Consider the following 24256-nt stretch of genomic DNA (forward strand, 5'->3'; position numbering starts at 1 on the left):
CGGCCGGTGCGCACTGCAGCGGGGGAGCCCGGTTAACGCAGAGGGGCGCCCGACGATGAGTTCGTCGGACGCCCCTTGCCGGCAGAGTGCGGCAGCCAGGTCAGTCGAGCGTGGTGAGGATTCGGGGACCATCCTCGGTGATGGCGATCGTGTTCTCCGAATGGGCACCATTCGAACCATCGGCCAGACGCAGGGTCCAACCGTCTTTGTCGACGGACAGCTTCTTCGAGGTGAACGACCACCAGGGTTCGATCGCCAGGGTCAGGCCTGGTTTGAGGACCAGCCCGCGACCGCCCTTGCCGCGGTTGGGCACGTGCGGATCCTCGTGCATCGTGTGGCCGAGGCCGTGCCCGCCGAAGTCGAGGTTGACAGGGATGCGGTGGGCATCGGCGACGTCACCGATGGCCTTCGAGATATCGCCGAGGCGGTTGCCCGCTTGGGCGGCACCGATTCCGGCTTCGAGACCGGCCCAGGTGGTGTCGATGAGGCGCTGGTCCTCGTCGCTGCCGTTGCCGACGACGACGGAGCGGGCGGCGTCGGCAACCCAGCCGTCGATGGATACGGCGAAGTCGAGGGTCAGCAGGTCGCCGTCCTTGAGGACATAGCTGTGCGGTTTGCCGTGGAGGACGCCGTCATTGACGGACAGGCAGATGACGTTGCGGAAGGGGCCGGAGCCGAAAGAGGGGGCGTAGTCCCAGTAGCAGGACTTCGCTCCGGCATCCTCAATGAGCTTCCGCGCGGTCTTCTCCAGGTGCATGATGTCCATGCCCGGTTCTGCGATCGAGGTCAGCTCGGCCAAGGTCTTCGCGACGAAACGGCCGGTCACCGCCATCTTGTCGATCTCGGCGGGCGTCTTCAGCTCAATCACAGGGGTCTCCTTAGGCGGGGTGCAGGGTTTCGGCGGCGTTCACTGGTCCAGACACGATTTTAGTCCTCGGCGGTTGTGAAGTCGCGACCGCACCCGGATCTGTGGGCAAGCAGACAGTCGCGGCGGCATGTCGCCGGAGAGCGGAGTCGCGAGCCGTCCGGTTCCTGAGGTCGTTCCGGTGACAGGCAATGTGCGTTTCTTGCCGGCCCGATCGCTGGCTCGGCATTTCGCTCAAGAAACTCCGTCGTTCAAGGCTGAGCGCGAATATCGCCGCGTGTACGGAACGATATCCGCGCCTAGCCTTGATGGACTCTTAAAGTGTTGTTTTGCAGGTAAGGAGTCTTGTGTTTTGTGACCTTGAAACGTAGTGTGCGGAGCATGAGGAACATCTTCACAGCGTTCTGCGCGGGCATGGCCTTGGCCACCTCGGTGTTGTCGGGTGAAGAGGACCTCCGTTCGGGCGGGCCCTGGGTTCTCTCGCTCATAGTCTTTCCCGCCTGCTCGCTGCTCTGCCTCGCTTTCATTCTCCGCGACCACCGGCGACGGGAGCGTGCAGACAGCCAGTGCAAGCACGATTCTGCATCCTCGACTGCAGAGACAGGCGAGAGCGTGAGCAGCGAACGCTGAGGACGCAGTCCTGCCCGAGGGTTGCCTCGCTCAAGGGCCGGCGCGGATATTGCGTCGTGCACCACGTGATATCCGCGCTGGCCCTTGAGCGACGTGAAGAGTCGCCGGTGGGCCGGTCTGCGCTTCGAGCAGCCCACCGGCCCACCGGTCGAGGACCTCACTTCGCCCCAGAGGACTCAGCTCTCTCAGAGGAACTCGACTCCCTGCGCCAGCGGCAGCTCGCCGGAGTAGTTGATCGTGTTCGTGGCCGGGCGCATATAGGCCTTCCACGAATCCGAACCCGACTCGCGTCCGCCGCCGGTCTCCTTCTCACCGCCGAAAGCACCGCCGATCTCCGCACCGGAGGTGCCGATGTTGACGTTGGCGATTCCGCAGTCGGAACGGGACAGGAACTTCTCGGACTCGGCGAGTTCGGCAGTGAAGATCGCCGAGGACAGCCCCTGCGGCACCCCGTTGTGGATCTCGAGCGCCTCATCGAGATCCGAATACGTGACGACGTAGAGGATCGGGGCGAAGGTCTCCTCCTTGACGACTGCGGTCTGACTGGGCATCCGCACCACCGCGGGTTCGACATAGTGAGCATCCGGACGCTCATCGGCGAGCACTCGGCCTCCACCGCAGAGGATCTCGCCGCCCTCTGCCTCTGCCTGTTTGAGGGCCGCCTGCATCGCATCGTACGAACCCGAATTGATGAGCGGTCCCACGAGCACTCCGTCATCGGTCGGCGAGCCGATGCTCAGCGTCTTGTATGCGGCGACGACCTTATCGACGAACTCATCGGCGATGGATTCGTGCACGATGAGCCGCCGCAGCGTCGTGCACCTCTGACCGGCGGTTCCGGCGGCCGCGAAGACCACTCCGCGCAGCGCCAGGTCGATATCGGCACTCGGGGCGACGATCGCGGCGTTGTTGCCGCCGAGCTCGAGCAGGATCTTGCCGAAGCGCTCGGCCACGACGGGACCGACCTCGCGACCCATCCGTACCGATCCCGTCGCCGAGACCAAGGCCACGCGTTCATCCCGGACCATGGCATCGCCGACGTCCCGGCCACCGACGAGGACAGGCGCGAGGTTCTCCGGTGCCCCCACCTCGGCGGCGGCCCTGGCCAGCAGGGACTGCGCCCCCAGCGCTGCGAGCACGGCGTTCTCCGAGGGCTTCCACACGACCGCGTCACCGGCGACCAGGGCCAGGGCGGTGTTCCAGGAATACACGGCCACGGGGAAGTTGAATGCGGAGATGACCCCGACGACGCCGAGGGGATGCCACGTCTCCATGAGTCGGTGACCCGGCCGTTCGCTGGGCATGGTCTTGCCCCACAGCTGCCGGGACTGACCGAGCGCGAACTCGCAGATGTCGATCATCTCCTGGACTTCACCGGCCGCCTCGGAAGGGGTCTTGCCGGCTTCGACGGTGATGATCTTGGCCAGATCCTCCTTGTGTTCGCCGAGCAGCTGTCCCCACCGCTGCACCAGCTGACCGCGGACCGGAGCGGGCACGTCCCGCCAGGTCTCGAACGCGGTCTGGGCCGCGGCGATCTTGTCCGCCGCCGTCTGCGCGGTGTCCGCGGCGATCGTGCCGAGGTCCTGTCCCGTGATGGGGGAGCGGGCAGGCAGGCTCGCCGAGGCGGCCGATCCCGTGAGCACGGATGCGTCCACTCCGCAGGCGCTCAGTCCTTCAGTAAGGAGGTCGGTGATGGTCTGATCGGTGGGCAGTGCAGTCATTGCTGTCCTTTCGTCATCTGCTGTGTCGATCGGCTGCTTGGCCGGTCGACGGTGTTCTGTCGTTGTGGGGAGGTGGGATGTGAGGGGCGGGTCTGCGAGGACTCAGATCACGTTGAGCTCCTTACGCAGTCCGGTGGTGGTGAAGCGTCGTTTGTCCATGGGAGTCACATCGACGAAGGGGCTGCGGCCGGTCATGAGGTCGGCGACGACCTCTCCGACGGCCGGGCCCATGAGGAAGCCGTGACCGGAGAACCCGCAGGCGTAGAAGAATCCCGGCCTCTCCTCGGCCTCGCCGATGAGCGCATTGTGGTCGGGCGTCATCTCATACAGTCCCGCCCACCCGTGCCCCGCTTCCACATCGCCGAGTTCCGGGGTGCGGGCGTCGATGTGCTCGGCCAGGGTGGCCAGCCAGTCGGGGTCGCGTTTGTCGTTGAAGGACCAGTCATCGACCTCATCGGGGCAGCCGAACAGCAGCCCGGCGCCTTCGGGGTGGACGTAGTAGCTGGTGGAGAAGTCGATCGTGAAGGGCATCCGCGAGGTGTCGAAATCGACGGGTTCGGAGACCATGATCTCCCGTCGCAGGGGCTTGACTGGCAGGTCGACCCCGGCCATGTCCCCGATGGGGCCGGACCAGGCTCCCGCCGCGACGACGACCTGTTCACAGCTGATCGTGCCCTGATTCGTGATCACCGAGGTGGTCCTGCGGTCCGTCCCGCCGTCGGTGTCGAATCCGGTGACCTCGCAGTTCTTGACCACCGTGACCCCGAGCTCACGGGCGGCGGTGACGAAGCCTGCGACGACGGCCTCGGGGGTGCAGTGACCGTCGCCGGGATTGAACGCCCCGGCGATCAGCCCTTCGGTGTTGACGAACGGAGCCAGCTCGGCCACCTCGGCGAGGGTGAGCATCCGCGAATCCAGGCCCATCCGCTGTTGCAGGGCTACATTGTCGGTGAACGCGCGCACGTCATCATCGTTGTCGAGGAGGAACAGATAGCCGTTGCTGACCAGATCGATGTCGACGCCGAAATCGGTCTCGAAGTTCCGGAGCACTTCGAGCCCGCGGGCGGCCAAGGCGATGTTGACCTCGTCGGAGAATTGGCAGCGCACACCTCCGGCGGCCTTCGACGTCGATCCGGCTCCGGGGGTGTCGCGTTCGACGATGACGATGTCGCGAGCTCCGCGTACAGCCAGGTGATAGGCGATGGCCGCTCCCATGACCCCGGCGCCGATGATGACGACGGAGGCCTCGGCGGGCAGGACTCTGGTCGCGTCGGGGGCCCCGTCGGTGTTTGGGGTGGTGGTTGATGCGGTGGGGGATTCCACGGTTCACCTCGCTGTCTGCTGCCGGGGCGACCGTCGTTGGTCGCACCGGAAACGGAGAGTGCCGACGGCGATGTCGGCGTTTGCGTCTTGACTTCATTGTGGTTGCCATCACACTTAAGAACAAGCGAGAGTTTGTGAACATTGTGTTCAAGAAACCTAAAGACAGGAGAGCGCTGCCATGACATGGACGCTCGGACAGCTGCGGACGTTCGTCGCTGTGGCCGAACTCGGATCGATGACGCGGGCGGCCGATCACCTCGGCTACAGCGTCGGGGCCGTGTCCCAACACATCTCAGCGTTGAGCAGGGTCGTCGATTCCGACCTGTTCCGACGTCGCGGCCGCGGGCTCGTCCTCGCCGAAGCCGGGCGCACCCTGCTGCCCAGGGCACGGAACATCCTCGCCGCTCAGCAGCAGGCGGAGATGGCGATGCTCGGCCGGGACTTCCGCAGCGAGGCCATCGTCACCCTCGGCGTCTTCGGATCGGCATCGACGACGGCGCTGCCGAAGGTTGTGCGGGCGCTGGCCGAGCGCCATCCGCATATCGAAGTCCGGGCGCGGGAGATCAATGTCGAGACCATGTCGGCCGCCGTCATCGACGGGGTCATCGATCTGGGGATCGGGATCAACTACCCGGCTGCGCCGCTGCCGCCGATGCGCGGGCTGTGCTGGGAGGCCGTGGCCGAGGAGGACTTCGGCATCGTCGTCCCCGCGGGGACGTCTCGGCCGAGCGATGACGATCTGGCCGAGGCCGACTGGATCCTCCCACCGGCCGAGGAGCTCTTCGGCCGCGCGATGCGGTTGGCCACCTCGGCGCTGGGAATCAATGCGAAGGAGACCCACATCGTCACGGACACCGCGGTCGCGTTGGCGCTCGCCGGAACCGGGCTCGGCCTGACCCTGGCGACGCCGATCATGATGTCGTTGGGCGGGTCCGACGTCGACCTCCGCCCGGTCGCCGAGGCGGGCGGACGCGAGATCATCGTGCTGACCTCCCCGGATCCCAGCGATCCGGTCCGAGCCGTCGCCAAGGTGGTCACCGAAGTCTTCGGCTGAGGTTCCGGCCTAGGATGAGGTCATGAACTTCGACCATCAGTGGAACAAGGTACGCAGGGCCAACCCCGACCATTCGGCGAACTACGCGCAGAGGTGGCGCGATCTCGCGGCCGCCGGACATGACATCGGCGGTGAGGCCAGGTTCGTCAACGCCATGGCCCCGCGGGGATCGCGCATCCTCGATGCCGGCTGCGGAACCGGACGGGCGGGCGGGCTGCTTATCGACGAAGGACACACCGTCTTCGGCGTGGATCTCGACGAATTCCTCATCTCAGTCGCCGAGGAGGACTTCCCCAGCGGTGAATGGCACACCGGCGACCTCGCCGACTTCGATTTCGCCGGCGCCGGGATCACCGAGATCGATGTGGCCTTCTGCGCCGGAAACGTCCTGTCCTTCCTCGATCCCGCCTCGCGCCGGCAGACCTTGGGCAATATCAAATCGACGCTCAAACACGGCGGCCGGTTCGTGTCCGGCTTCGGTGCCGGACGCGGGTATGATTTCGACGATTTCATCGAGGACGTCAAGGCCACGGGGATGTTCGTCGACCAGAAGTTCTCCACCTGGGAACTCCGCCCCTTCGAAGCTGACAGCGACTTCCTCGTCCTCATCGCCGAAAGGCTGTGAGCCGGTCGATTCGCAATTGCGGCCGAACTAAGCTGGGATCGACCCGTACTGCTGATCAGCTGAAGGAGAATGATCATGATCTTCATCGTCGTGAAATATGACGTGAAACCCGAAAGCGTCGAGAAGTTCCCCGAGGCGGTGCGCGCCTTCACCGAGGCCGTGCGGGAAGAGCCCGGCAATCTGTGGTTCGAATGGTCGAAGAGCTTGGAGAACCCGAACGAGTTCGTGCTCGTCGAAGCGTTCACCGACGAAGGTGCCGAACCTCATGTCAAGAGCGACCATTTCGCCGCCGGTCTCGAATCGATGCGCCCGCACCTGGCCACGACCCCGAAGATCATCTCCCGCAAGATCGACGGTGAAGGCTGGGACGAGATGGGCGAACTCAAGATCGACTGATCGCCTTCCACACCTTCATCCCGGGTCGATCGAGCACGTAGGCTTCTGCCATGGCGACCAGAGCGCAGAACATCGCATCGATCGAAAAGGCCCTCAACGAACCATGGGCCGACACCCGTGCTCGCTTGGAAGCGGCCGGAGGAGCGTCGGCGAGCCACAAGGAACTCGCCGACGCTCTCTATCCCCAGGTCGAGGGCAGAGTCCACAACCACGGCTGGTGGGTCCAAGGAGCCGTCGTCGCCTATGAGCAGGAGATCGGACGCCGCGTCCCCGGCCAGCGCGCCGACGGCACATTCGATGTCGCCGTGTCCCGCACCATCCCCGGAGATCGTTCCGCACTCATCGAAGGATTCGCGTCCCTCGTCGGCGACACCCTCAACGAGGTGGCCCTCGACGGTGATCCCCGCACCTCGGAGACGGCGAAGCGCTCCTTCTGGCGAGCCAACCTCGACGGCGGCATCAAGGTCGAAGCCGCCGCTGAGACGAAGCGCGAAGACAAAACCCTCTTCGTCCTCACCACGTCGAAGCTTCCCAGCCCAGAAGCCCTGGAAGAATGGCGGGCCTTCGGCAAGGGCTTCCTCAAACAGCTCTGAGCTCTGACCGTCCGGCAGCTCTGATCGATCGGCAGCGGAACGACTCCGACTTCTCGTGAGCACGGCAGCTCCGAGACACCCGCTCCGCCTCAGCCGATGATCGGATTCCAGACTCCGAGCACGTGAGCCGCACCGATCGCGATCCCGCAGACAGCCAGACTGAGAAGCACCGCCACGACATCTCGGGTCGCGAAACTCGACCGCCTGCGCCACGTGCGGCCCGGACGACCGAATGCCCGACCCTCCATCGCCATCGCCAGGGTCGTCGCCCGGCGAATCGAGACCACGAGCAGAACGAACACCCCGCTGAAGAGGCTGCCCGTGCGCCGCAGAAGCGAACCGCCGGCGACGCCTCTGGCCCGCCTGGCCATCGCCAGCACCTGCCACTCACTGACCAACAGCCCGAGCAGACGCGAGGCCGCGAGAACGGAGACCACGACGACCTCCGGCAGCCGCAGGTGCTGAATGAGCGCATCGGCGAGGTCACGCGGATCGATCGTCGACGCGAGCACAATGAGTGGGATCGCCAATGCGAGGGCACGGACGAAGATCGCCGCGGCGGCCGTCAATGAACCCGTGGTGAACAGAATCGGACCGAAGTCGACGACCACATCCCCGGTCTTCTCCGCCAGCAGCGCGGTGCCCCATGCCGCAAGCAGGGCGCCCGCCGGAAGGAACCACAGCCGCTTGGCGGCGGCCACCAGATCGAGTCCCGTCGCGGGCAGAGCCAGCAACGCTGCGAGCAGCACTACCCCGGCGGAGACCAGATCGATGCTCAGCAGCGCCCCGACCATGAGGATGAGAGCCACTGCGATCTTCGTCAGCGGATTGCACCGAGCCAATGCGGTCGAACGCACCACGGGGATGAGCTGCCCCGGATCCTGGGCGGCGACCTCGGGGGAGGGGCGAACGTGGTGATCGAGACTCTCACGCACCGCGCTCACCCGCCCTGACATGCGAATCCGACTCAACGTCGCTGAATAGTTCTGCGCTGCTGCGGTCGCCGAGCTCGAGGAGATCGGCACCGATGGCCTCGAGGAACGCCTGATCGTGGCTGACCGCGACCACCGCGGAACCGTGTTCCAAGGCATCGAGGAACATCTCCACCAACCCCGCCCACGTCAGTGCATCCTGACCGAAGGTCGGCTCATCGACGATGAGCACCCGGGGCCGGGGAGCCAGCATCGCCGCCACCGACAGGCGACGCTTCTCCCCACCTGAGAGACTCTGCGGATGAGCCTGCGCCAACCCGGTGAGCCCGAGCCCCTCAAGAAGCTCATCCACCCGAGCCCGCGACTCGGCGGCAGGCCACCCGGCCAGCCGGGGACCCAGCTCGAGTTCGGCCGCCACGCTCGAGGTGAGGAACTGGTGCGCCGGTTCCTGGAAGACCATGCCGATGCGCGCCGCCAGCTGCTTCGACGGCCAGGCGAACGGCCGGGGTCGTTTGGCTCCATCTTGCAAGGCCGCCTCGGCGAGGACCTGCCCGGAGAATTCGGGCAGCAGACCCGCCAAGGTCAGGGCCGTCGTCGATTTGCCTGCCCCGTTCGCACCGACGATCCCGAGCGCCTGCCCGGCACGCAGGCTCAGGTCCAGGTCGGTCGCGGCGGGGGCGGCCATGCGTGGTCGAGCAACGCTGAGCCGATCTGTGCGCAGCAGAACCTCGCCGAGGCGGCTCGTCGTCCTATCGATTCCTGCGGTTCCGCCTCGGCGCGGGGCGGGGGAGTGCCGCGGCATCCAGATTCCGCAGTCGACGAGTGTGTCGGTCAGGTCGGGATCGGAGAAGATCTGCGCGGGCGGACCTTGGGCAGCGATGCCGTCGCGGCCGAGTACGATGACCCGGTCGACGTGATCGATCCACAGCTCGACCCGGTGTTCGACGACGAGCATTGTCGCCGCAGTCTCGGCCTGCACGGTGAGCACGGCGTCGCGGACCTCGGTGGCCGAGGCTGGATCGATATTGGCCGTCGGTTCGTCGAGGACGATGACCTCCGGGGCCATCGCATGGATCCCGGCCAGAGCCAGCCGCTGCTTCTGCCCACCGGACAGAGCGGCACTCGGATGCTCCGGCGGCAGATCGAGCCCCAACGCCCGCAGCGACTCGGGAATCCGGGCTTCGATGGCCTCGGCCGGGAGTCCGAGGTTCTCCATCCCGAACGCCACATCATCGCCGATGCGAGAGAAGATCACCTGCGAATCGGGATCTTGGAGGACCAGCCCGGTGCTGCCTCGGCGAGGATCCGGTTTCTCGCCGCCGACGAGGAGTTCACCGGTGGCCTCACCCGATTCCTCGGGCAGGACACCGGCGACAGCGTGGAGGAACGTCGATTTGCCGGCCCCGGAGGCGCCGAGCAGCAGCACCTTCTCTCCGGCCGCGATCTGCAGATCGAGCGGACCGACTGCCGGCCGGTCACGGTCGGTGTGCGTCAATGAGAAGCCGGCGGCCGTGATCGGCAGCGCCATCAGCGCAGACGGCCGGAAGCGAAGGAGCGCAGCGCTCCGGTGGCCGCGATCGCCCGATAGGCGAACCAAGCGCCGATCCCGGAGATGACGAGACCGGAGACGATCGCGCAGACTGCGTAGATCGCCTGGAAGCCGAACTGCCATTCGGCGTTGTACATGATGTTCTCGCTCACGGCCATGAACGCAGCTGCCAGCATGCCCGAAGCGGCGGTGACCCACAGGGTGAAGCGCTTGTAGCCGAAGGCGGCGAAGACGAGTTCGGCGCCGAGGCCCTGCAGCAGACCCGAGAGCAGAACTGTCGCTCCGAAGTGGGAGCCGAGGACGGCTTCGACGATGGCGGCGATGAGTTCGCACAGGAGCGCGGCACCGGGTTTGCGGATGATGGCACCGGCGAGCGGACCGGCCAGCACCCAGAGTCCTGCGATGAGACCGATCGACGGCGGGAATGCCTGGAATGCGAGTTCGAGGACCTTCCAGCTCAGCGCCAACACCCAGAACACGAGCCCCACGGCGATGCCGAGAACAGCGGTGGTGACATAGTCGACCACCCGCCACTGCTTGGATTTCGGCGCCGCGGTGAAGGCGCGTGAAGGGGTGGGGGTGGTGTTCGGCGTGGTGGTATTCGGCATTGTGCCTCCTCATGTCAAGGAGGGGTGAAGAGTCTCGACTTCCTTCGGCGGTGCTAACCGCATCAGGTTCGAGGGTCTGCAGCTTCTTCTGCACTCTCAGCGCTCCTGACGGCGCTCCCCTGTCGTAGCCACCACTGTACAACAGGGAAGCGACGCGGAGTCCGGGATCGGAAGCGACCCGGGGGCCGGGATCGGTCATCGAGGATTCACTTCCCGTTCCCCTTCCCGTCGACGGCTTCGAACGATCGGACACTACTGGTCAGTAGGAATGGGCGGGTGAATACGCATCGACTCAAGAGACCGCTCAGTGCCCTGTCCGCCGCCACCCTGCTCGCCGCTCTGGTGGCGGCCCCGGTGCCCGTGCGTGCCGAACCATCTCTCGGTTCCGGAGGGTCGACCGCGGCCCAGGGCACGAACGCTGACTCTGCTCAGACTCCCAGCCCGGACCGGACGGATTCGCCCGCCGAGGCGGATGCGGGGAGTGAGGCGATCACCGATCCCGTTCTGCAGGTCGGGGCCGACTCCACGGCACGCAACCTCTCGTGGATGAGTGAGAGTTCCGGTGGGGGAGAGGTCCGGTGGGCGCCGGCCAGTGAGGTCGACGGCGGAAAGCTCCCCGCCGATGCTGACAGGGCTGAGACCACGGACTCCGGCCTTGCCACCGACCTCAAGCGTCACTTCAACCATGCGAGCATGACCGACCTGGAACCCGACACCGAATACGCCTACCAGGTCGGCAGCCATGAGGACGGGTTCACCGAGGTGCAGCAGTTCACCACAGGATCGTCCGGAGGAGATGACGAATTCCTCGTCTTCGGCGACCCCCAGGTCGGCGCCGGAGGCGGAGATCCCGACGACGCGGCCGGTTGGGACCGGACCCTGAGTTCGGCCGTGGCCACCGCCGACGACCCGAGCTTCTTCTACTCGTTGGGAGACCAGGTCAACTCCGCCGGCAACCAGGAGCAGTACGCTCAGTACCTGGCACCGGAAGCCACCCGGACGATCCCGCAGGCGACGACGATCGGCAACCACGATGTGTCATCGAAAGCCTACGAGCAGCACTTCAACCGACCCAATGTCAGCCAGGACCACGGCGGTGGCGGCGTCATCACCTCCGGCGGCGACTACTGGTTCATCGAAGACGGGGTCCTGTTCCTCAACATCAACTCGAACAGCCCTGACATGGACGCCCACGCCGAGTTCATCGACGAGGTCGTCGCTGAGCACGGAGACCATGCGCGCTGGACGGTTCTCGGGTTCCACCACTCGATCTATTCGACGGCAACCCATTGGAGCGACCTCGATGTGAAGCGGCTGCGGAAGGCGATCCCTCCGGTCGCGGCCCGCAATGACATCGACCTCGTCGTCTCCGGCCACGACCACATCTATAACCGCACCTTCCTCATGGACGGCGAAGGCAAGCCCGTTGAGGGCTCCGAAGCGGGAGCCGAGGAGGAGAAGGAAGACGGGCAGACGCTTTACCTCACGCTGACCTCGTCATCGGGGTCGAAGTTCTATGACTACGTTCCCGGCCTCGACTGGGAAGGGAAGAGCGTCCACAACGACGTGCCCGCCTTCACCCGGGTCCTAGTCAGCGACGAAGCGCTGCGGGCGACGACCTATGAGGTGCCGGCAGGCGGGGCGCCGGCCGATGGTGAACGCGCGGAAGCTCAGGCCGCATCTGAGCAGATCGACGATGTCGAACTCAGGCACGCCGAGGCGGAAGAACCTGCCCCGGATGATGACGCGGAGGCCGACGCCGGTTCCGGAGCCGGCGCCGCGGCGGATGGTTCGGACGCCGAATCAGACGCCGGTGCGGGGGCCGGGGCTGAAGCGGATGGCCCTGATGCCGGATCAGAGGCCGGCGCCGGAGTCGAAGCGGATGGCGCGGGAGAAGACGCAGACGCCGGCGCGGCGGGAGCCGGAGCCGACGGTTCGGAGAGCGATTCGGACGGTTCGGACGACGGTGCGGTATCGGCAGATACCGATGGCGGCACTAACGCAACCGGTTCGAATGCCGACGCTCATGCCGCAGGCGCCAACGACGACGGGAACGGAACAGACTCGGGGACAGCAGATGCCGGCACCGCCGACTCTGGCGCCGAGGCAAGCGGTACCGAGGCGAACGCCGCAGGGACGGGCGATGATTCGGATTCCTCCGGGACCGCCTCGGCGGGTGGGGGCGGAGACCTGCCCCGCACCGGCGATGGGCTTGCGCTGCCCTTGGCTGTCGGCGCGGGGGCGCTGGCACTCGGCGCGACGCTCCTCGTTGCGAGCCGTCGCCGCCGAGGTGCCGGGCTCAGCTGATCAGCACAGCCTTGCTGATCAGCACGGCGCCGCCGATCAGCTCGGAACCACCATGACCGGGCCTTCGGCATGGTTGAGGACTCCACGCGAGACGGATCCCAGCAGAGCGCTGCGGATCCTTCCGCGCCCACGGGTTCCCATCACCGTGAGCTGTGCGCGCGAGGTGATCTCGACGAGGGTCTCAGTCGGATCGCCGACCGGCACCGAGGTGGTCACCGCCAGATCTGGGAACTGCTCCGACAGCGTCCCGGCTTCCTTCTCGAGTGATTCGGTCAGCTGCCTCTGCCGGCGCGCGGTGACCTCGGAGCTGAGCTCGAGGTCGGGGTACCAGTAGAGCCATTCCTCACCGGCCGGAAGCACCACGACGAGTTCGAGTTCTGTGCCGCGTAAGGCGGCCTCGGCTGCCGCCGTGAACATGGCGACCCGACCGGTGTCGGAGCCGTCGACGGCGACGACGACAGGGCCGTTGCCGGCCGTTGCTGACGTCGACCGTTCGGCAACGACGATCGTCGGGCAGTGAGCGTGGGCAGGCAGAGCCGTGGAAACGGACCCGAGAACCCGGCCCATGAAACCGCCGCGGCCGCGGGCGCCGACGATGACGACCTCGGCATCGGCGCTGAGCGTGACGAGCGCACCGGCGGAATTGCCGGGTGCGGTGCGGAAGGATTTCTCACCGGAGTAGTCGCGCAGAAGTTCGACCGCCTCGGCGAGGGTCTTCTCTGCTTCTTTCATCGCCTTGTCATCCTCGGGTTCACTGGGGATGGAGGCCATATTCGGATAGATCATCGTCGGCAGCTCATAGGCGGTGACGACGGTGAGAACGGTTCTGCGGCGTTCGGCTTCGACTGCGCCGTAGCGGACGGCTTGGGCGGCGAGTTCGGAGCCGTCGAAGCCGACGAGGACGCCGAGTTCGAGGTTGAGGCCGGATTCGGACGAATTGGTTTGAGCAGACATCTCGCACCTCTCGATCGGGGCCTGTCCAACCCAGACGCCGACGACGGCCCCGACTGGCGGTATCGTCCGCGTCGCTTTCAGTCTACCAAGACGATTCTACGAGATGTAGAAAAAACGTGGGGCGAGAAGGTCCGTCTCACGTGGACGTGCGACTGGCTCAGACGCGGAAGCCCAGATGGGCCAGTGCGATGCGCAGGATATGGTCCTGGCCGTAGCAGAGCTCGCCGACGATATCGGGACGCAGGGTCTCCTCGGGGGTCAGCCAATCGAGACTGAGGGCATCGGCCCGCGGGGTGCATTCGCCGCGGACCTCCATGATGAAGCACATGGCGATCGCATGCTGGCGCGGGTCGTGGAGGAGGGCGGAACCCTCCGTGGGGAAGTATTCGGCGATGTGGAACGGGCTGATCGCAGGCGGAATAACCGGCAGCGCCATCGGGCCGAGGTCGTTCTCGGCGTGACGCACCAGTGCGGTGCGGATGGTCTCGTGGAAGCGGATCCGCCCGCCCACGACCTCCCGTCCGAGGGTGCCGTCCTCGAGGCTGCGCAGCAGCAGGCCGATGCGTTCGACATTGCCGGTCTCGCCCACCCGCACCGGAATGGCGTTGACGTAGGGGATCGGCATGCGTCTGCGCAGGCGAGCGTATTCCGCGTCGTCGAACCAGTTTTCGTCGAAGTCCAGGGCAGTCCGAGTCATGACCCAATATTCCCACAACCATCCCTCGCGGCAGAAGCCCATGAAGACCCTGTTGGTGAACTGGGACACGCTTCGGGTAAAATATCTTGATGTCGAGATAAATTTCCGACCGGCAAGGACCTGCCAAGTGACGTGGCCTACAGTTGTGTCAGCACTATGTGACCATTTCCGGTCAAGGACTATGAAGGGGTATCCATGATCAATCATGAAGTCCGCACCTACAAGAGCTCAGAGAACCTGGCTCGCGAAGATCAGCTCGCATGGAAGATCGCCGAGGTCGCATCCGACCCGACGCCGGTCGATTCCGAAGTTACCGACATGGTCATCAACCGCGTCATCGACAACGCTTCCGTCGCTGCCGCATCCGTGCGCCGCTCCGCTCCGACCCACGCTCGCGAGCAGGCTCAGGCCCACCCGTTAAATCCCGGTGCCAACATCTTCGGCCTGCCGGTGAGCGACCGCTTCTCACCGGAATGGGCCGCATGGGCCAACGGTGTGGCCGTGCGCGAACTCGATTTCCACGACACCTTCCTCGCCGCAGAGTACTCACACCCCGGTGACAATATCCCGGCCGTGCTCGCAGTCGCCCAGCACAAGGGCATCGGCGGCAGGGACCTCATCAACGGCATCGCCACCGGCTACGAGATCCAGGTCGACCTCGTCAAGGGAATGTGCCTGCACGAGCACAAGATCGACCACGTCGCCCACCTCGGCCCGTCTGCCGCTGCCGGCATCGGCGCCCTGCTCCACCTGCCCACCGAGATCACCTTCCAAGCCGTCCAGCAGGCCCTGCACGTGACCACCGCGACGCGTCAGTCGCGCAAGGGCGAGATCTCGTCTTGGAAGGCCCATGCTCCCGCGTTCGCCGGCAAGATGGCCGTCGAATCCGTCGATCGTGCGATGCGCGGCGAGGGTGCCCCGAACCCGATCTACGAAGGTGAGGACGGTTTCATCGCCTGGATCCTCTCCGGACCCGAAGCTCGCTACACCATCCCGCTGCCGGGCAAGGGCGAAGCGAAGCGTGCGATCCTCGACACCTACACCAAGGAGCACTCGGCCGAGTACCAGGCTCAGGCGCTCATCGACCTCGCTCGTAAGCTCGGCGGGCAGATCGAGGACCTGTCGAAGATCAAGCGCATCGTCATCCACACCTCGCACCACACCCACAACGTCATCGGCACCGGTGCGAACGATCCGCAGAAGATGGATCCGAAGGCCAGCCGTGAGACCCTCGATCACTCGATTATGTACATCTTCGCAGTGGCCATGCAGGACCAGGGCTGGCACCACGAGCACTCCTATGCTCCCGAGCGCGCCGGTCGTCCCGACACCGTCGAGCTGTGGCATAAGATCGAGACCACCGAGGATCCCGAGTGGACTCGCCGCTACCATTCGATCGACCCGAACGAGAAGGCCTTCGGCGGACGCGTGGAGATCGAGTTCGAAGACGGCTCGACGCTGACCGACGAGATCGCCGTCGCCGACGCCCACCCCTTCGGTGCTCGTCCCTTCGCCCGTGCGAACTATATCGAGAAGTTCAAGACCCTGGCCGAGGGCATCGTCTCTGACTCGGAGCAGGCTCGCTTCCTCGATCTGGCCGAGAACCTCGAGAGCCTCGACGCCAAGGGCGTTGCGGAACTGAGCTTCACGGTCGACGGACTCGAGCACAGCGGATCGAAGGGCATCTTCTGATGCTCGGCGCACAGGCAACTCCCGCCGAGCGCCGCGCCAAGTTCCGCGAGCTGCTCGGAGGCGACGAGATCGTCCAGTTCCCCGGCGCCATCAACCCGATCAACGCTCAGATCATCGAGCAGACCGGCTTCGAAGGCGTCTACATCTCCGGTGGCGCGTTCTCCGCGGCCATGGGTCTGCCCGACATCGGGCTGACCACGCTGACCGAGGTGGCCGACCACGGACGCAATATCGCCCGAGTCACGAACCTGCCGACCTTCATCGATGCCGACACCGGATGGGGCGAAGCCATGAACGTGGCCCGCACCGTCCAGGAGTTCGAGGACGCCGGAATCTCGGGCATGCACCTGGAGGACCAGGTCAACCCGAAGCGCTGCGGCCACCTCGACGGCAAGGAGGTCGTGACCGCGACCGAGATGTCCAAGCGAATCAAGGCCGCCGTCCAGGGGCGCCGCGACGAGAACTTCGTCATCTGCGCCCGCACCGACTCCCGCGCCGGGGAAGGTCTCGACGCCGCCATCGACCGGGCGAAGGCCTACGCCGATGCGGGAGCGGACATGATCTTCCCCGAGGCGATGCGAGATCTCGGAGAGTTCGAGAGATTCGCCTCCAGCGTCGATGTGCCGATTCTGGCGAACATGACGGAATTCGGAAAGAGCGAACTGTTCACCACCGAACAGTTGGCGAATGTCGGAGTCAAGCTTGTGATCTACCCGGTCACGACTCTGCGCATCGCCATGGGTGCGATCAAATCGGGCCTGCAGACCATTCGGGACAAGGGCACTCAGGTGGACCTGCTCGAGGGCATGCAGACCCGTGCGGACCTGTATGACACGATCGACTACGCGGCGTACAACGAGTTCGACGCCGCAGTCTTCAACTTCTCACAGGAGGGTCACCAGTGACCGAAGAAATCAAGAAGGGCCTCGCCGGTGTCGTGGTCGACACCACCGCAGTGTCCAAAGTGGTCCAGGAGACCAACTCGCTGACCTACCGCGGCTACCCCGTGCAGGAGCTCGCCGCCAAGCGCAGCTTCGAGGACGTCGCCTACCTCATCTGGAACGGCGAACTGCCCACCGAGGCGCAGCTGGCAGAATTCCAGGAACGCGAACGCTCCCAGCGTGAGATCGATGACAAGCTCGTCGACCTCATCCTCGGCCTGCCCAAGGACTGCCACCCGATGCACGTCGTGCAGACGGCCGTGGCCTACCTGGGCGCCGTCGACCCCGAGGCCGACACCGAGGGTGCCGAGGCGAACCTCGCGAAGGCCGAGCGTCTCTACGCCCAGCTGCCGACGATCGTGGCCATAGACCACCGTCGCCGTCACGGCCTCGACCCCGTCGCCCCGACGAAGGACCTCGGCTACGCCGCGAACTTCTTCAAGATGGTCTTCGATGAAGTTCCCGCCGAGGAGGTCGTGCGCTGCTTCGACGTGTCGATGATCCTCTACGCCGAGCACTCGTTCAACGCCTCGACCTTCACCGGTCGCGTCATCACCTCGACCACCTCGGACCTGTACTCGGCAGTCGCCGGTGCCGTCGGTGCGCTCAAGGGGCCTCTGCACGGCGGAGCGAACGAAGCCGTCATGGCGATGCTCGAAGAGGTCGGCACCGCCGACAAGGCTTCGGCCTGGATCGACGAGGCGCTGGCCAAGAAGGCGAAGATCATGGGCTTCGGCCACCGCGTGTACAAGAACGGCGATTCGCGCGTTCCCACCATGCGCAAGGCCTTCGAGGACATGGTCGCCGTCAAGGGTGCGAACGATCTGCTCGATCTGTACAACACCTTCGAAGAGGACTTCGTCGGGCGCAAGGGCATCTACCCGAACCTCGACTACCCCTCGGGTCCGGCTTACCACCTCATGGGCTTCGATACCGAGCAGTTCACCCCGATCTTCGTGATGGCCCGCATCACCGGCTGGACCGCTCATATCTTCGAGCAGCAGGCGAACAACGCCCTCATCCGGCCCCTGAGCGCCTACGACGGTGAGGAACAGCGCGAGGTTCCCGACAACCGGGGCTGACCTCTCGAAAGGCAGAACACACATGAGACCAGACGGTTCATACCGTCCGGTCGATCTCGAGGGTTTCGACTTCACCGTCACCGGTGGAGTCGGAACCCTCGTCATTGATCGGACCGAAAAGCGCAATGCCATCTCCCGGCCCATGTGGAGGGCGCTGCCGCAGATCATCGCGAACGTCGACGCCGACGATTCGATCGGTGCGCTCGTGATCACCGGGGCCGGCGGGCACTTCTCCGCCGGTTCGGACATCGCCGACCTCGATGTGCCGCTCGCCGACTTCTGGGAACTCAACGCCACCGCCGAGGCGGCCCTGGCGAACTCGCGGACCCCGACGATCGCAGCTATCACCGGCAACTGTGTGGGCGGGGGAACGGAGATCGCCGCGGCCTGCGATATCCGCATCGCCGCCCCGGGATCGATCTTCGGCGTCACCGCGGCCAAGCTCGGGCTCGTCTACCCGGCCGGCCCCACGAAGCGCCTGGCTCAGATCCTCGGCGACGCCTGGGCGAGGTATCTGCTGATCACGGCCTCGATCGTGAAGTTCGAGAAGATGGCCGAACTCGGCTTCTTCCACGAAGTCTCCGACACCCCGCTCGAGACGGCGCAGGCCCTCGGTGAGCGGATCGTGGGACTGTCCCGGCTCAGCCAGGTCGGAGCCAAGGCAGTTCTCGACGGTGAAGTGACGGAGGACACGGAGCCCCCTGGGTGGCTCGATGAGGCCTACCGGGCAGAGATCACCCGCGGTCAGGAAGCCTTCTTCGCCAAGGAACCGCCGGAATTCGGCTTCGCCAAAACTGCGTGGCAGAACGGTCCTGAGGTCCGTTCTCACGGAGGCCCACGGAGAGGATAAACTGGGCGAATGCGCCTAGCAGTCCTCGATATCGGCTCCAACAGCGTCCACCTCCTGGTCGTCGACGCCCACGTCGGAGCACCGCCCCTGCCGGCCACCTCGCACAAGGAGGTGCTCCGCCTCGCCGAATTCCTCAGCGATGACGGAACGATCGATTCCGAAGGGCAGGAACGGCTGCGCTCCTTCATCGCCGATGCCGTCGAGATCGCCGAAGACCAAGGTGCGGAGCAGATCCTCGCCTTCGCCACCTCGGCGGTCAGGGAAGCTCCGAACGGGATCGGACTCATCGAATCGATCAACGCTCAGCTCGGGGTCACCCTCAACGTGATGTCGGGTCGCGACGAGGCCCGCGTGACCTTCCTCGCCGCCCGCCGCTGGTTCGGGTGGTCGGCCGGGAAGATCCTGCTGCTCGACATCGGCGGCGGCTCGCTCGAGATCGCGGCGGGTCAGGACGAATACCCGCTGGCGGCCGTGTCGATTCCCCTCGGCGCCGGACGCACCTATTCCGAGTTCCTCCCGGACCCGATGCCCACCGAAGAGGACATCCACCGCCTGCGCAAACATGCCCGGGCGCAGATCGGACGCATCGCCGGCGATATCAACAGGGTCGGAGTGCCCGACCAGGTCGTCGGTTCGTCGAAGACCTTCCGCTCCCTGGCGCGCATCGCCGGTGCCGCTCCGAGCGGCGACGGAATCTATGCTCCCAGGAAGCTCTTCCGCCGCGACCTCGAAGGCATCATCGACACCCTCGCATCCCGCACCCCCGAAGAGCGGGCGACCCTGCCCGGCGTCTCCGAGGCGCGTGCCGGTCAGGTGCTGGCCGGAGCGATCGTCGCCGAGGCGGCCTTCACGATCTTCGACATCGGCGTGATGAACATCTCCCCATGGGCGCTGCGCGAAGGCATCATCATGCGCAAACTCGACCTCCTCGACTCTGCCGAGCAGTCCTCGGCGATGCGCGTGGAGACCGTCTCCGCCCTCGACTGAGCCGCCCTCACGGACCTCGCAACGGCTGCCCGTCACGCCGCGCTTCGGCCGCCGATCTCAGCAGGCTTTCGCTACCGGTCGGTATCGCCGTTCAGAATAGCCTGCTATTTTTTGATTATTCGCCGCACTGCGCCCTTGGCATCAACCGCTGGGGTGATAATGGTGAATGACAACAACGTCTGAAAGAAAGCGCGCTTCTGCCGATGAGAAATGGTGAGCTGTCCCCGAACTTCCGTGACCAGGCACTCGAGACACTGAAGAAGACGAGCGCGGCCGACCCGCTCGACGTCTTCGTCGTCGGTGGGGGAGTGACGGGAGCAGGATCGGCCTTCGACGCAGCTACGCGCGGACTCAAAGTCGGTGTCGTCGACGCGAAGGACTGGGCTTCGGGAACCTCCTCTCGATCATCGAAGCTCATGCACGGCGGACTGCGCTACCTCGAGATGCTCGACTTCAAGCTCGTCGCCGAGGCTCTGAAGGAACGCGATCTGCTGCTCCAGCACACCGCGCCCCACCTCGTCGAACCCGTCGCTTTCGTCTTCCCCTTCGAACACCGCCTCATCGACCGTGCCTTCATCGGCTCCGGAGTGTTGCTCTACGACACGATGGCCACCCGGCCCGGCCGCAAACGCGCCGTGCCGATGCACCGGCACCTGGGCAAGAAGGCACTGAGCTCACACTTCCCGGGCCTGGCCGATGACGCCGCCGTCGGAGCCCTCGAATACTACGACGCGAAAGTCGACGACGCCCGCTTCGTCATGACTCTGGTCCGTTCGGCTGTGAGCTACGGAGCCGCAGCCGCCAACCACGTCTCCGTCATCGGCTATCTCCACGACGGCGACCAGGTCACCGGCGTGCACGCCCGGGACGAGATCAGCGGTGAGGAATTCGACATCCACGCCCGCCGCACCATCCTCGCCGGAGGCGTCTGGACCGAAGAGCAGCAGGATCTGGCGAAGGCCGACGCCGGTCTCAAGGTGCTCGCCTCCAAGGGCGTGCACATCACCGTGGCCGAAGACAAGATCAAGGCCGACCCGAACACCGGAATCATCTCGAAGACGGAGAAATCCGTCCTCTTCGTCATCCCCTGGGAAGGCTATTGGGTCATCGGCACCACCGACACCCCGTGGAACGAAGACGTCGACGCCCCGGTGGCGACCTCGCAGGACATCGACTACCTGCTCGAACACGCCAACGCCATCCTCGCCGACAAACTCACCCGCGACGACGTCATCGGCGTCTACTCCGGACTGCGGCCGCTGCTCCAGCCGGTCGTCAAAGAGGGACAGGCTTCGACGAAGGTCTCCCGCGAACACACCGTCATGGAGGTCGAGCCGGCTCTGGCCGCGATCGCTGGAGGCAAGTTCACCACCTACCGAGTGATGGCCGAAGACGCCGTCGACTTCGTCCTCGGCGACGATGCGAAGGACCGCCGGTCACTCACCGAATCGGTGCCGCTGCTCGGTGCCCAGGGAGTGGGTGCGCTGCGGCGCGGCCAGTCCGGGATCGCAGAGAAGTACGGCTGGGACGAAGACCGCGTCAAACGGCTCATCCGCCGCTACGGCACCCTCATCGAGGATCTTCTCGACCTCGTCGATGAGGATCCCGAACTCGGTCAGCCGCTGGAAGGCGCCGAACGCTACCTGCGCGTCGAAGCCCACTACGCGGCCGCCGCGGAGGGGGCCGTCCACCTCAGTGACATCCTGGAGAGGCGGATGCGGCTGAACTACGAAGCCGCGGACCGGGGGAAGAACGCCGCCGAGGCGGTCGCGGCCATCGTCGCACCCGTCCTCGGATGGGACGACGACCGGCAGACGGCCGAGGTCGAAGCGTTCAACGCCCACGTCGACGCTCAGGTCGCGGCCGAGTCCACCGACGACGACGCCTCGGCGGCGGCCCTGGTCGGTGAGACCCTCCACTGAACCGTTCACAGCGAAGTGCGGAACCACAACGGAATACCGACAACTGAATCTCGACCGACCCGGAGAACCCTCCGGGTCGACCATCGACCGGGACACCCACCGGAAAGACAAACAACAGGAGTTTGTGAGATATGGGCACCATCTTCCTCTTCGAGATCGCCGGTACGGCGATGCTCATGCTGCTCGGCGTCGGCGTCGTCGCCAACGTCGTTCTCGGCAAGACCAAAGGCAACGGCGGCGGCTGGCTGCTGATCTCCTTCGGCTGGGGCCTCGCGGTCTTCGCCGGTGTCTTCGTCGCCTACAAGACCGGCGCACACCTCAACCCCGCCGTGACCTTCGGCATCCTCGCCAGCGGAGCCGACGAATATGCCCCCGGCATCGCCGTGACATTCGGCAACACCATTGCCTATCTCGCGGCCGAGATGATCGGAGCGATGCTCGGTGCCGTCCTCGCGTGGGCCGTGTACAAGAAGCACTACGACGAAGAGAAGGACGCGGGAAACATCCTCGGCACCTTCTCCACCGGTCCGGAGCTGCGCTCCTACGGCTGGAACTTCGTCACCGAGGTGATCGCGACCTTCGTCCTCGTATTCGTCATCCTTCTCTTCGGCAAGACCCCGCACGAGCTCGGACCCTTGGCCGTCGGCCTCCTCGTTGTCGTCATCGGCGCTTCGCTGGGCGGTCCCACCGGCTACGCCATCAACCCGGCACGTGACCTCGGTCCGCGCATCATCCACGCCCTGCTGCCGATCCCGAACAAGGGCGGCTCCGACTGGGCGTACTCGTGGGTGCCGATCGCCGGACCGCTGGTCGGCGGCGTCCTCGCAGGTGTGGCCTCCCAGGCATTCGTCTGAGTACGATCACAGACAACTGAGCACGCTCACAGACAAACCACTTCGACACAGGAGTCAGAATGAGTCAGGAAAAGTTCATCCTCGCCATCGACCAGGGCACCACCTCGTCGCGGGCGATCGTCTTCAACCATGACGGGCAGATCGTGTCGTCCGGCCAGCTGGAACACGAGCAGATCTTCCCTCGCGCCGGCTGGGTCGAGCACGACCCGGTTGAGATCATCAAGAACACAAACGAGGCGATCGGTCAGGCCCTGGCTCGGGCGAATATCAACCGCCACCAGCTCGAGGGCGTGGGCATCACGAACCAGCGTGAGACCACCGTCATCTGGAACAAGAACACCGGCGAACCCGTCTACAACGCCATCGTGTGGCAGGATGCCCGAACCCAGAAGGTCTGCGACGAACTCGCCGGGGACGAAGGACCGGACAAGTACAAGGACCGGGTGGGTCTGCCCCTGGCGACCTACTTCGCCGGTCCGAAGGCCAAGTGGATCTTCGACAACGTCGACGGGGTCAAGGAAGCCGCCGCGGCCGGGGACCTGCTCTTCGGCACCATGGACACCTGGGTGATCTGGAACCTCACCGGCGGGGTCAACGGCGGAATCCACGTCACCGACGTCACGAACGCCTCGCGGACGATGCTGATGAACATCGACACCCTCGACTGGAACCCTGACATCGCGGCAGATATGGGCATTCCCGTCGAGATGCTGCCCGAGATCAGGTCCTGCTCGGAGATTTACGGCTACGGGGCGAAGAACGGACTCATCATCGACACCCCGATCTGCGGCATCCTCGGCGATCAGCAGGCTGCGACGTTCGGTCAGGCCTGTTTCGAGAAGGGTCAGGCGAAGAACACCTACGGCACTGGCAATTTCATGCTCATCAACACCGGCAATGAGCCGGTGGCCAGCAAGAACGGCCTGCTCACCACGGTCGCGTACAAGATCGGCGAGGACGAAGCCGTCTACGCACTCGAAGGATCGGTGGCCGTGACCGGTTCGCTCGTGCAGTGGCTGCGCGACAACTTCGGCATCATCAAGGACGCCCCCGAGGTCGAAACCCTGGCCAAGCAGGTCGACGACAACGGCGGCTGCTATATCGTGCCCGCGTTCTCCGGACTCTTCGCCCCGCACTGGGAGTCCGATGCCCGCGGTGTGATGGTGGGTCTGACACGGTATGTGAACAAGAACCACATCGCTCGGGCAGCTCTGGAATCCGTGGCGTTCCAGTCGCGCGAGGTCCTCGACTCGATGAACCTCGACTCCGGTGTCGAACTCACCGAGCTCAAGGTCGATGGTGGCATGGTCGCCAACGAAACGCTCATGCAGTTCCAGGCCGACCTCCTCGGCGTGCCCGTCATCCGACCCGAGGTCATCGAGACTACGGCGCTGGGTGCGGCGTACGCGGCGGGCATCGCCGTGAAGTTCTGGAAGGGTGAGGAGGACGTGCGGAAGAACTGGCGCGAGGACAAACGCTGGAATCCGTCGATGGACGACGAGACCGTCGACCGCCTCTACCGCCTCTGGAACAAGGCGGTGGAGAAGTCGAAGAAATGGGTCGACGACGACACCGAAGCCCTCTACGGCTGAATTACTACCTGACGGCGGCCCAGCAACCTCGCGCGAGGTTGCTGGGCCACCGTCAGGTAGTAATAGGGGTGGGGGAGCCGCG

21 protein-coding genes and 1 riboswitch are annotated in these 24256 nt (G+C 65.4%); of the genes, 13 read left to right on the forward strand and 8 right to left on the reverse strand.

Annotated features, from left to right (window positions below; all coding sequences use genetic code 11):
- Nucleotides 1–100: 100 nt before the first annotated feature.
- From map to LJ362_RS04275, 3 genes are all read right to left on the reverse strand, one after another.
- Entirely contained in the window at nucleotides 101–868 is a 768-nt protein-coding gene (gene map / locus LJ362_RS04265) for a type I methionyl aminopeptidase (RefSeq protein WP_264800930.1), read from the reverse strand.
- Between the two features lie 812 nt (nucleotides 869–1680).
- Entirely contained in the window at nucleotides 1681–3216 is a 1536-nt protein-coding gene (locus LJ362_RS04270; protein ID WP_264800931.1) for an aldehyde dehydrogenase family protein, read from the reverse strand.
- A gap of 102 nt (nucleotides 3217–3318) precedes the next feature.
- Complete coding sequence (locus LJ362_RS04275; protein WP_264800932.1) at nucleotides 3319–4539, reverse strand: NAD(P)/FAD-dependent oxidoreductase; 1221 nt, start codon at nucleotides 4537–4539, stop codon at nucleotides 3319–3321.
- Between the two features lie 178 nt (nucleotides 4540–4717).
- On the opposite strand from LJ362_RS04275, the gene LJ362_RS04280 reads away from it, so the two are divergent.
- The 4 genes from LJ362_RS04280 (at nucleotide 4718) to LJ362_RS04295 (ending at nucleotide 7207) form a co-directional block, all read left to right on the forward strand.
- Complete coding sequence (locus LJ362_RS04280; RefSeq protein WP_264800933.1) at nucleotides 4718–5593, forward strand: LysR family transcriptional regulator; 876 nt, start codon at nucleotides 4718–4720, stop codon at nucleotides 5591–5593.
- Nucleotides 5594–5615: 22 nt separating this feature from the next.
- Complete coding sequence (locus LJ362_RS04285; RefSeq protein ID WP_264800934.1) at nucleotides 5616–6218, forward strand: class I SAM-dependent methyltransferase; 603 nt, start codon at nucleotides 5616–5618, stop codon at nucleotides 6216–6218.
- A gap of 75 nt (nucleotides 6219–6293) precedes the next feature.
- The gene (locus tag LJ362_RS04290; RefSeq protein WP_039206485.1) at nucleotides 6294–6614 is read left to right on the forward strand and encodes a putative quinol monooxygenase; all 321 of its coding nucleotides are present in this window, start codon (nucleotides 6294–6296) and stop codon (nucleotides 6612–6614) included.
- 50 nt (nucleotides 6615–6664) lie between these two features.
- On the forward strand, nucleotides 6665–7207 hold the full coding sequence (locus LJ362_RS04295) for a hypothetical protein (RefSeq protein WP_264800935.1): 543 nt from the start codon (nucleotides 6665–6667) through the stop codon (nucleotides 7205–7207).
- Between the two features lie 89 nt (nucleotides 7208–7296).
- On the opposite strand, the gene LJ362_RS04300 is transcribed toward LJ362_RS04295, so the two are convergent.
- The 3 genes from LJ362_RS04300 to LJ362_RS04310 are packed head-to-tail and all read right to left on the reverse strand — an operon-like array spanning nucleotide 7297 to nucleotide 10296.
- Nucleotides 7297–8142 (reverse strand): energy-coupling factor transporter transmembrane component T family protein, encoded by an 846-nt coding sequence (locus LJ362_RS04300; RefSeq protein WP_264800936.1) that lies wholly within the window; start codon nucleotides 8140–8142, stop codon nucleotides 7297–7299.
- Nucleotides 8135–9667: an ABC transporter ATP-binding protein gene (locus LJ362_RS04305; protein WP_264800937.1), complete on the reverse strand. Its 1533-nt coding sequence runs from the start codon at nucleotides 9665–9667 to the stop codon at nucleotides 8135–8137. The genes LJ362_RS04300 and LJ362_RS04305 overlap by 8 nt, the downstream gene beginning before the upstream one ends.
- Nucleotides 9667–10296 carry an ECF transporter S component gene (locus LJ362_RS04310; RefSeq protein ID WP_264800938.1) on the reverse strand — a complete coding sequence of 210 codons (630 nt, stop codon included), beginning with the start codon at nucleotides 10294–10296 and terminating at the stop codon, nucleotides 9667–9669. The genes LJ362_RS04305 and LJ362_RS04310 overlap by 1 nt, the downstream gene beginning before the upstream one ends.
- A gap of 22 nt (nucleotides 10297–10318) precedes the next feature.
- Nucleotides 10319–10427: riboswitch (TPP riboswitch) on the reverse strand.
- A 145-nt stretch (nucleotides 10428–10572) separates the two neighbouring features.
- Here LJ362_RS04310 and LJ362_RS04315 point away from each other — a divergent pair.
- Nucleotides 10573–12603, forward strand: coding sequence for an FN3 domain-containing metallophosphoesterase family protein (locus tag LJ362_RS04315; protein WP_264800939.1), 2031 nt, complete (start codon nucleotides 10573–10575; stop codon nucleotides 12601–12603).
- A gap of 36 nt (nucleotides 12604–12639) precedes the next feature.
- Here LJ362_RS04315 and LJ362_RS04320 read toward each other — a convergent pair whose 3' ends face one another.
- Nucleotides 12640–13557 (reverse strand): universal stress protein, encoded by a 918-nt coding sequence (locus LJ362_RS04320; protein WP_264800940.1) that lies wholly within the window; start codon nucleotides 13555–13557, stop codon nucleotides 12640–12642.
- Nucleotides 13558–13714: 157 nt separating this feature from the next.
- Nucleotides 13715–14254, reverse strand: coding sequence for a DUF4916 domain-containing protein (locus LJ362_RS04325; protein WP_025777997.1), 540 nt, complete (start codon nucleotides 14252–14254; stop codon nucleotides 13715–13717).
- A gap of 195 nt (nucleotides 14255–14449) precedes the next feature.
- Between LJ362_RS04325 and LJ362_RS04330 the strand changes: the two genes are divergently transcribed.
- The 8 genes from LJ362_RS04330 (at nucleotide 14450) to glpK (ending at nucleotide 24174) form a co-directional block, all read left to right on the forward strand.
- Entirely contained in the window at nucleotides 14450–15946 is a 1497-nt protein-coding gene (locus tag LJ362_RS04330) for an MmgE/PrpD family protein (protein WP_264800942.1), read from the forward strand.
- Nucleotides 15946–16851, forward strand: coding sequence for a methylisocitrate lyase (gene prpB / locus LJ362_RS04335; protein ID WP_264800943.1), 906 nt, complete (start codon nucleotides 15946–15948; stop codon nucleotides 16849–16851). Before LJ362_RS04330 ends, prpB begins: the two co-directional genes overlap by 1 nt.
- Complete coding sequence (locus LJ362_RS04340; RefSeq protein WP_264800944.1) at nucleotides 16848–17969, forward strand: bifunctional 2-methylcitrate synthase/citrate synthase; 1122 nt, start codon at nucleotides 16848–16850, stop codon at nucleotides 17967–17969. The genes prpB and LJ362_RS04340 overlap by 4 nt, the downstream gene beginning before the upstream one ends.
- Nucleotides 17970–17991: 22 nt before the next feature.
- On the forward strand, nucleotides 17992–18819 hold the full coding sequence (locus LJ362_RS04345; RefSeq protein WP_264800945.1) for an enoyl-CoA hydratase/isomerase family protein: 828 nt from the start codon (nucleotides 17992–17994) through the stop codon (nucleotides 18817–18819).
- Between the two features lie 9 nt (nucleotides 18820–18828).
- Nucleotides 18829–19806, forward strand: coding sequence for a Ppx/GppA phosphatase family protein (locus LJ362_RS04350; protein WP_264800946.1), 978 nt, complete (start codon nucleotides 18829–18831; stop codon nucleotides 19804–19806).
- A gap of 203 nt (nucleotides 19807–20009) precedes the next feature.
- The gene (locus LJ362_RS04355; protein WP_264800947.1) at nucleotides 20010–21728 is read left to right on the forward strand and encodes a glycerol-3-phosphate dehydrogenase/oxidase; all 1719 of its coding nucleotides are present in this window, start codon (nucleotides 20010–20012) and stop codon (nucleotides 21726–21728) included.
- Between the two features lie 131 nt (nucleotides 21729–21859).
- Nucleotides 21860–22582 (forward strand): MIP/aquaporin family protein, encoded by a 723-nt coding sequence (locus tag LJ362_RS04360; protein ID WP_264800948.1) that lies wholly within the window; start codon nucleotides 21860–21862, stop codon nucleotides 22580–22582.
- Between the two features lie 59 nt (nucleotides 22583–22641).
- On the forward strand, nucleotides 22642–24174 hold the full coding sequence (gene glpK / locus LJ362_RS04365) for a glycerol kinase GlpK (RefSeq protein WP_264800949.1): 1533 nt from the start codon (nucleotides 22642–22644) through the stop codon (nucleotides 24172–24174).
- Nucleotides 24175–24256 lie beyond the last annotated feature (82 nt).

The sequence above is a fragment of the Brevibacterium sp. JSBI002 genome (assembly GCF_026013965.1).
Classification (GTDB): Bacteria; Actinomycetota; Actinomycetes; order Actinomycetales; family Brevibacteriaceae; genus Brevibacterium.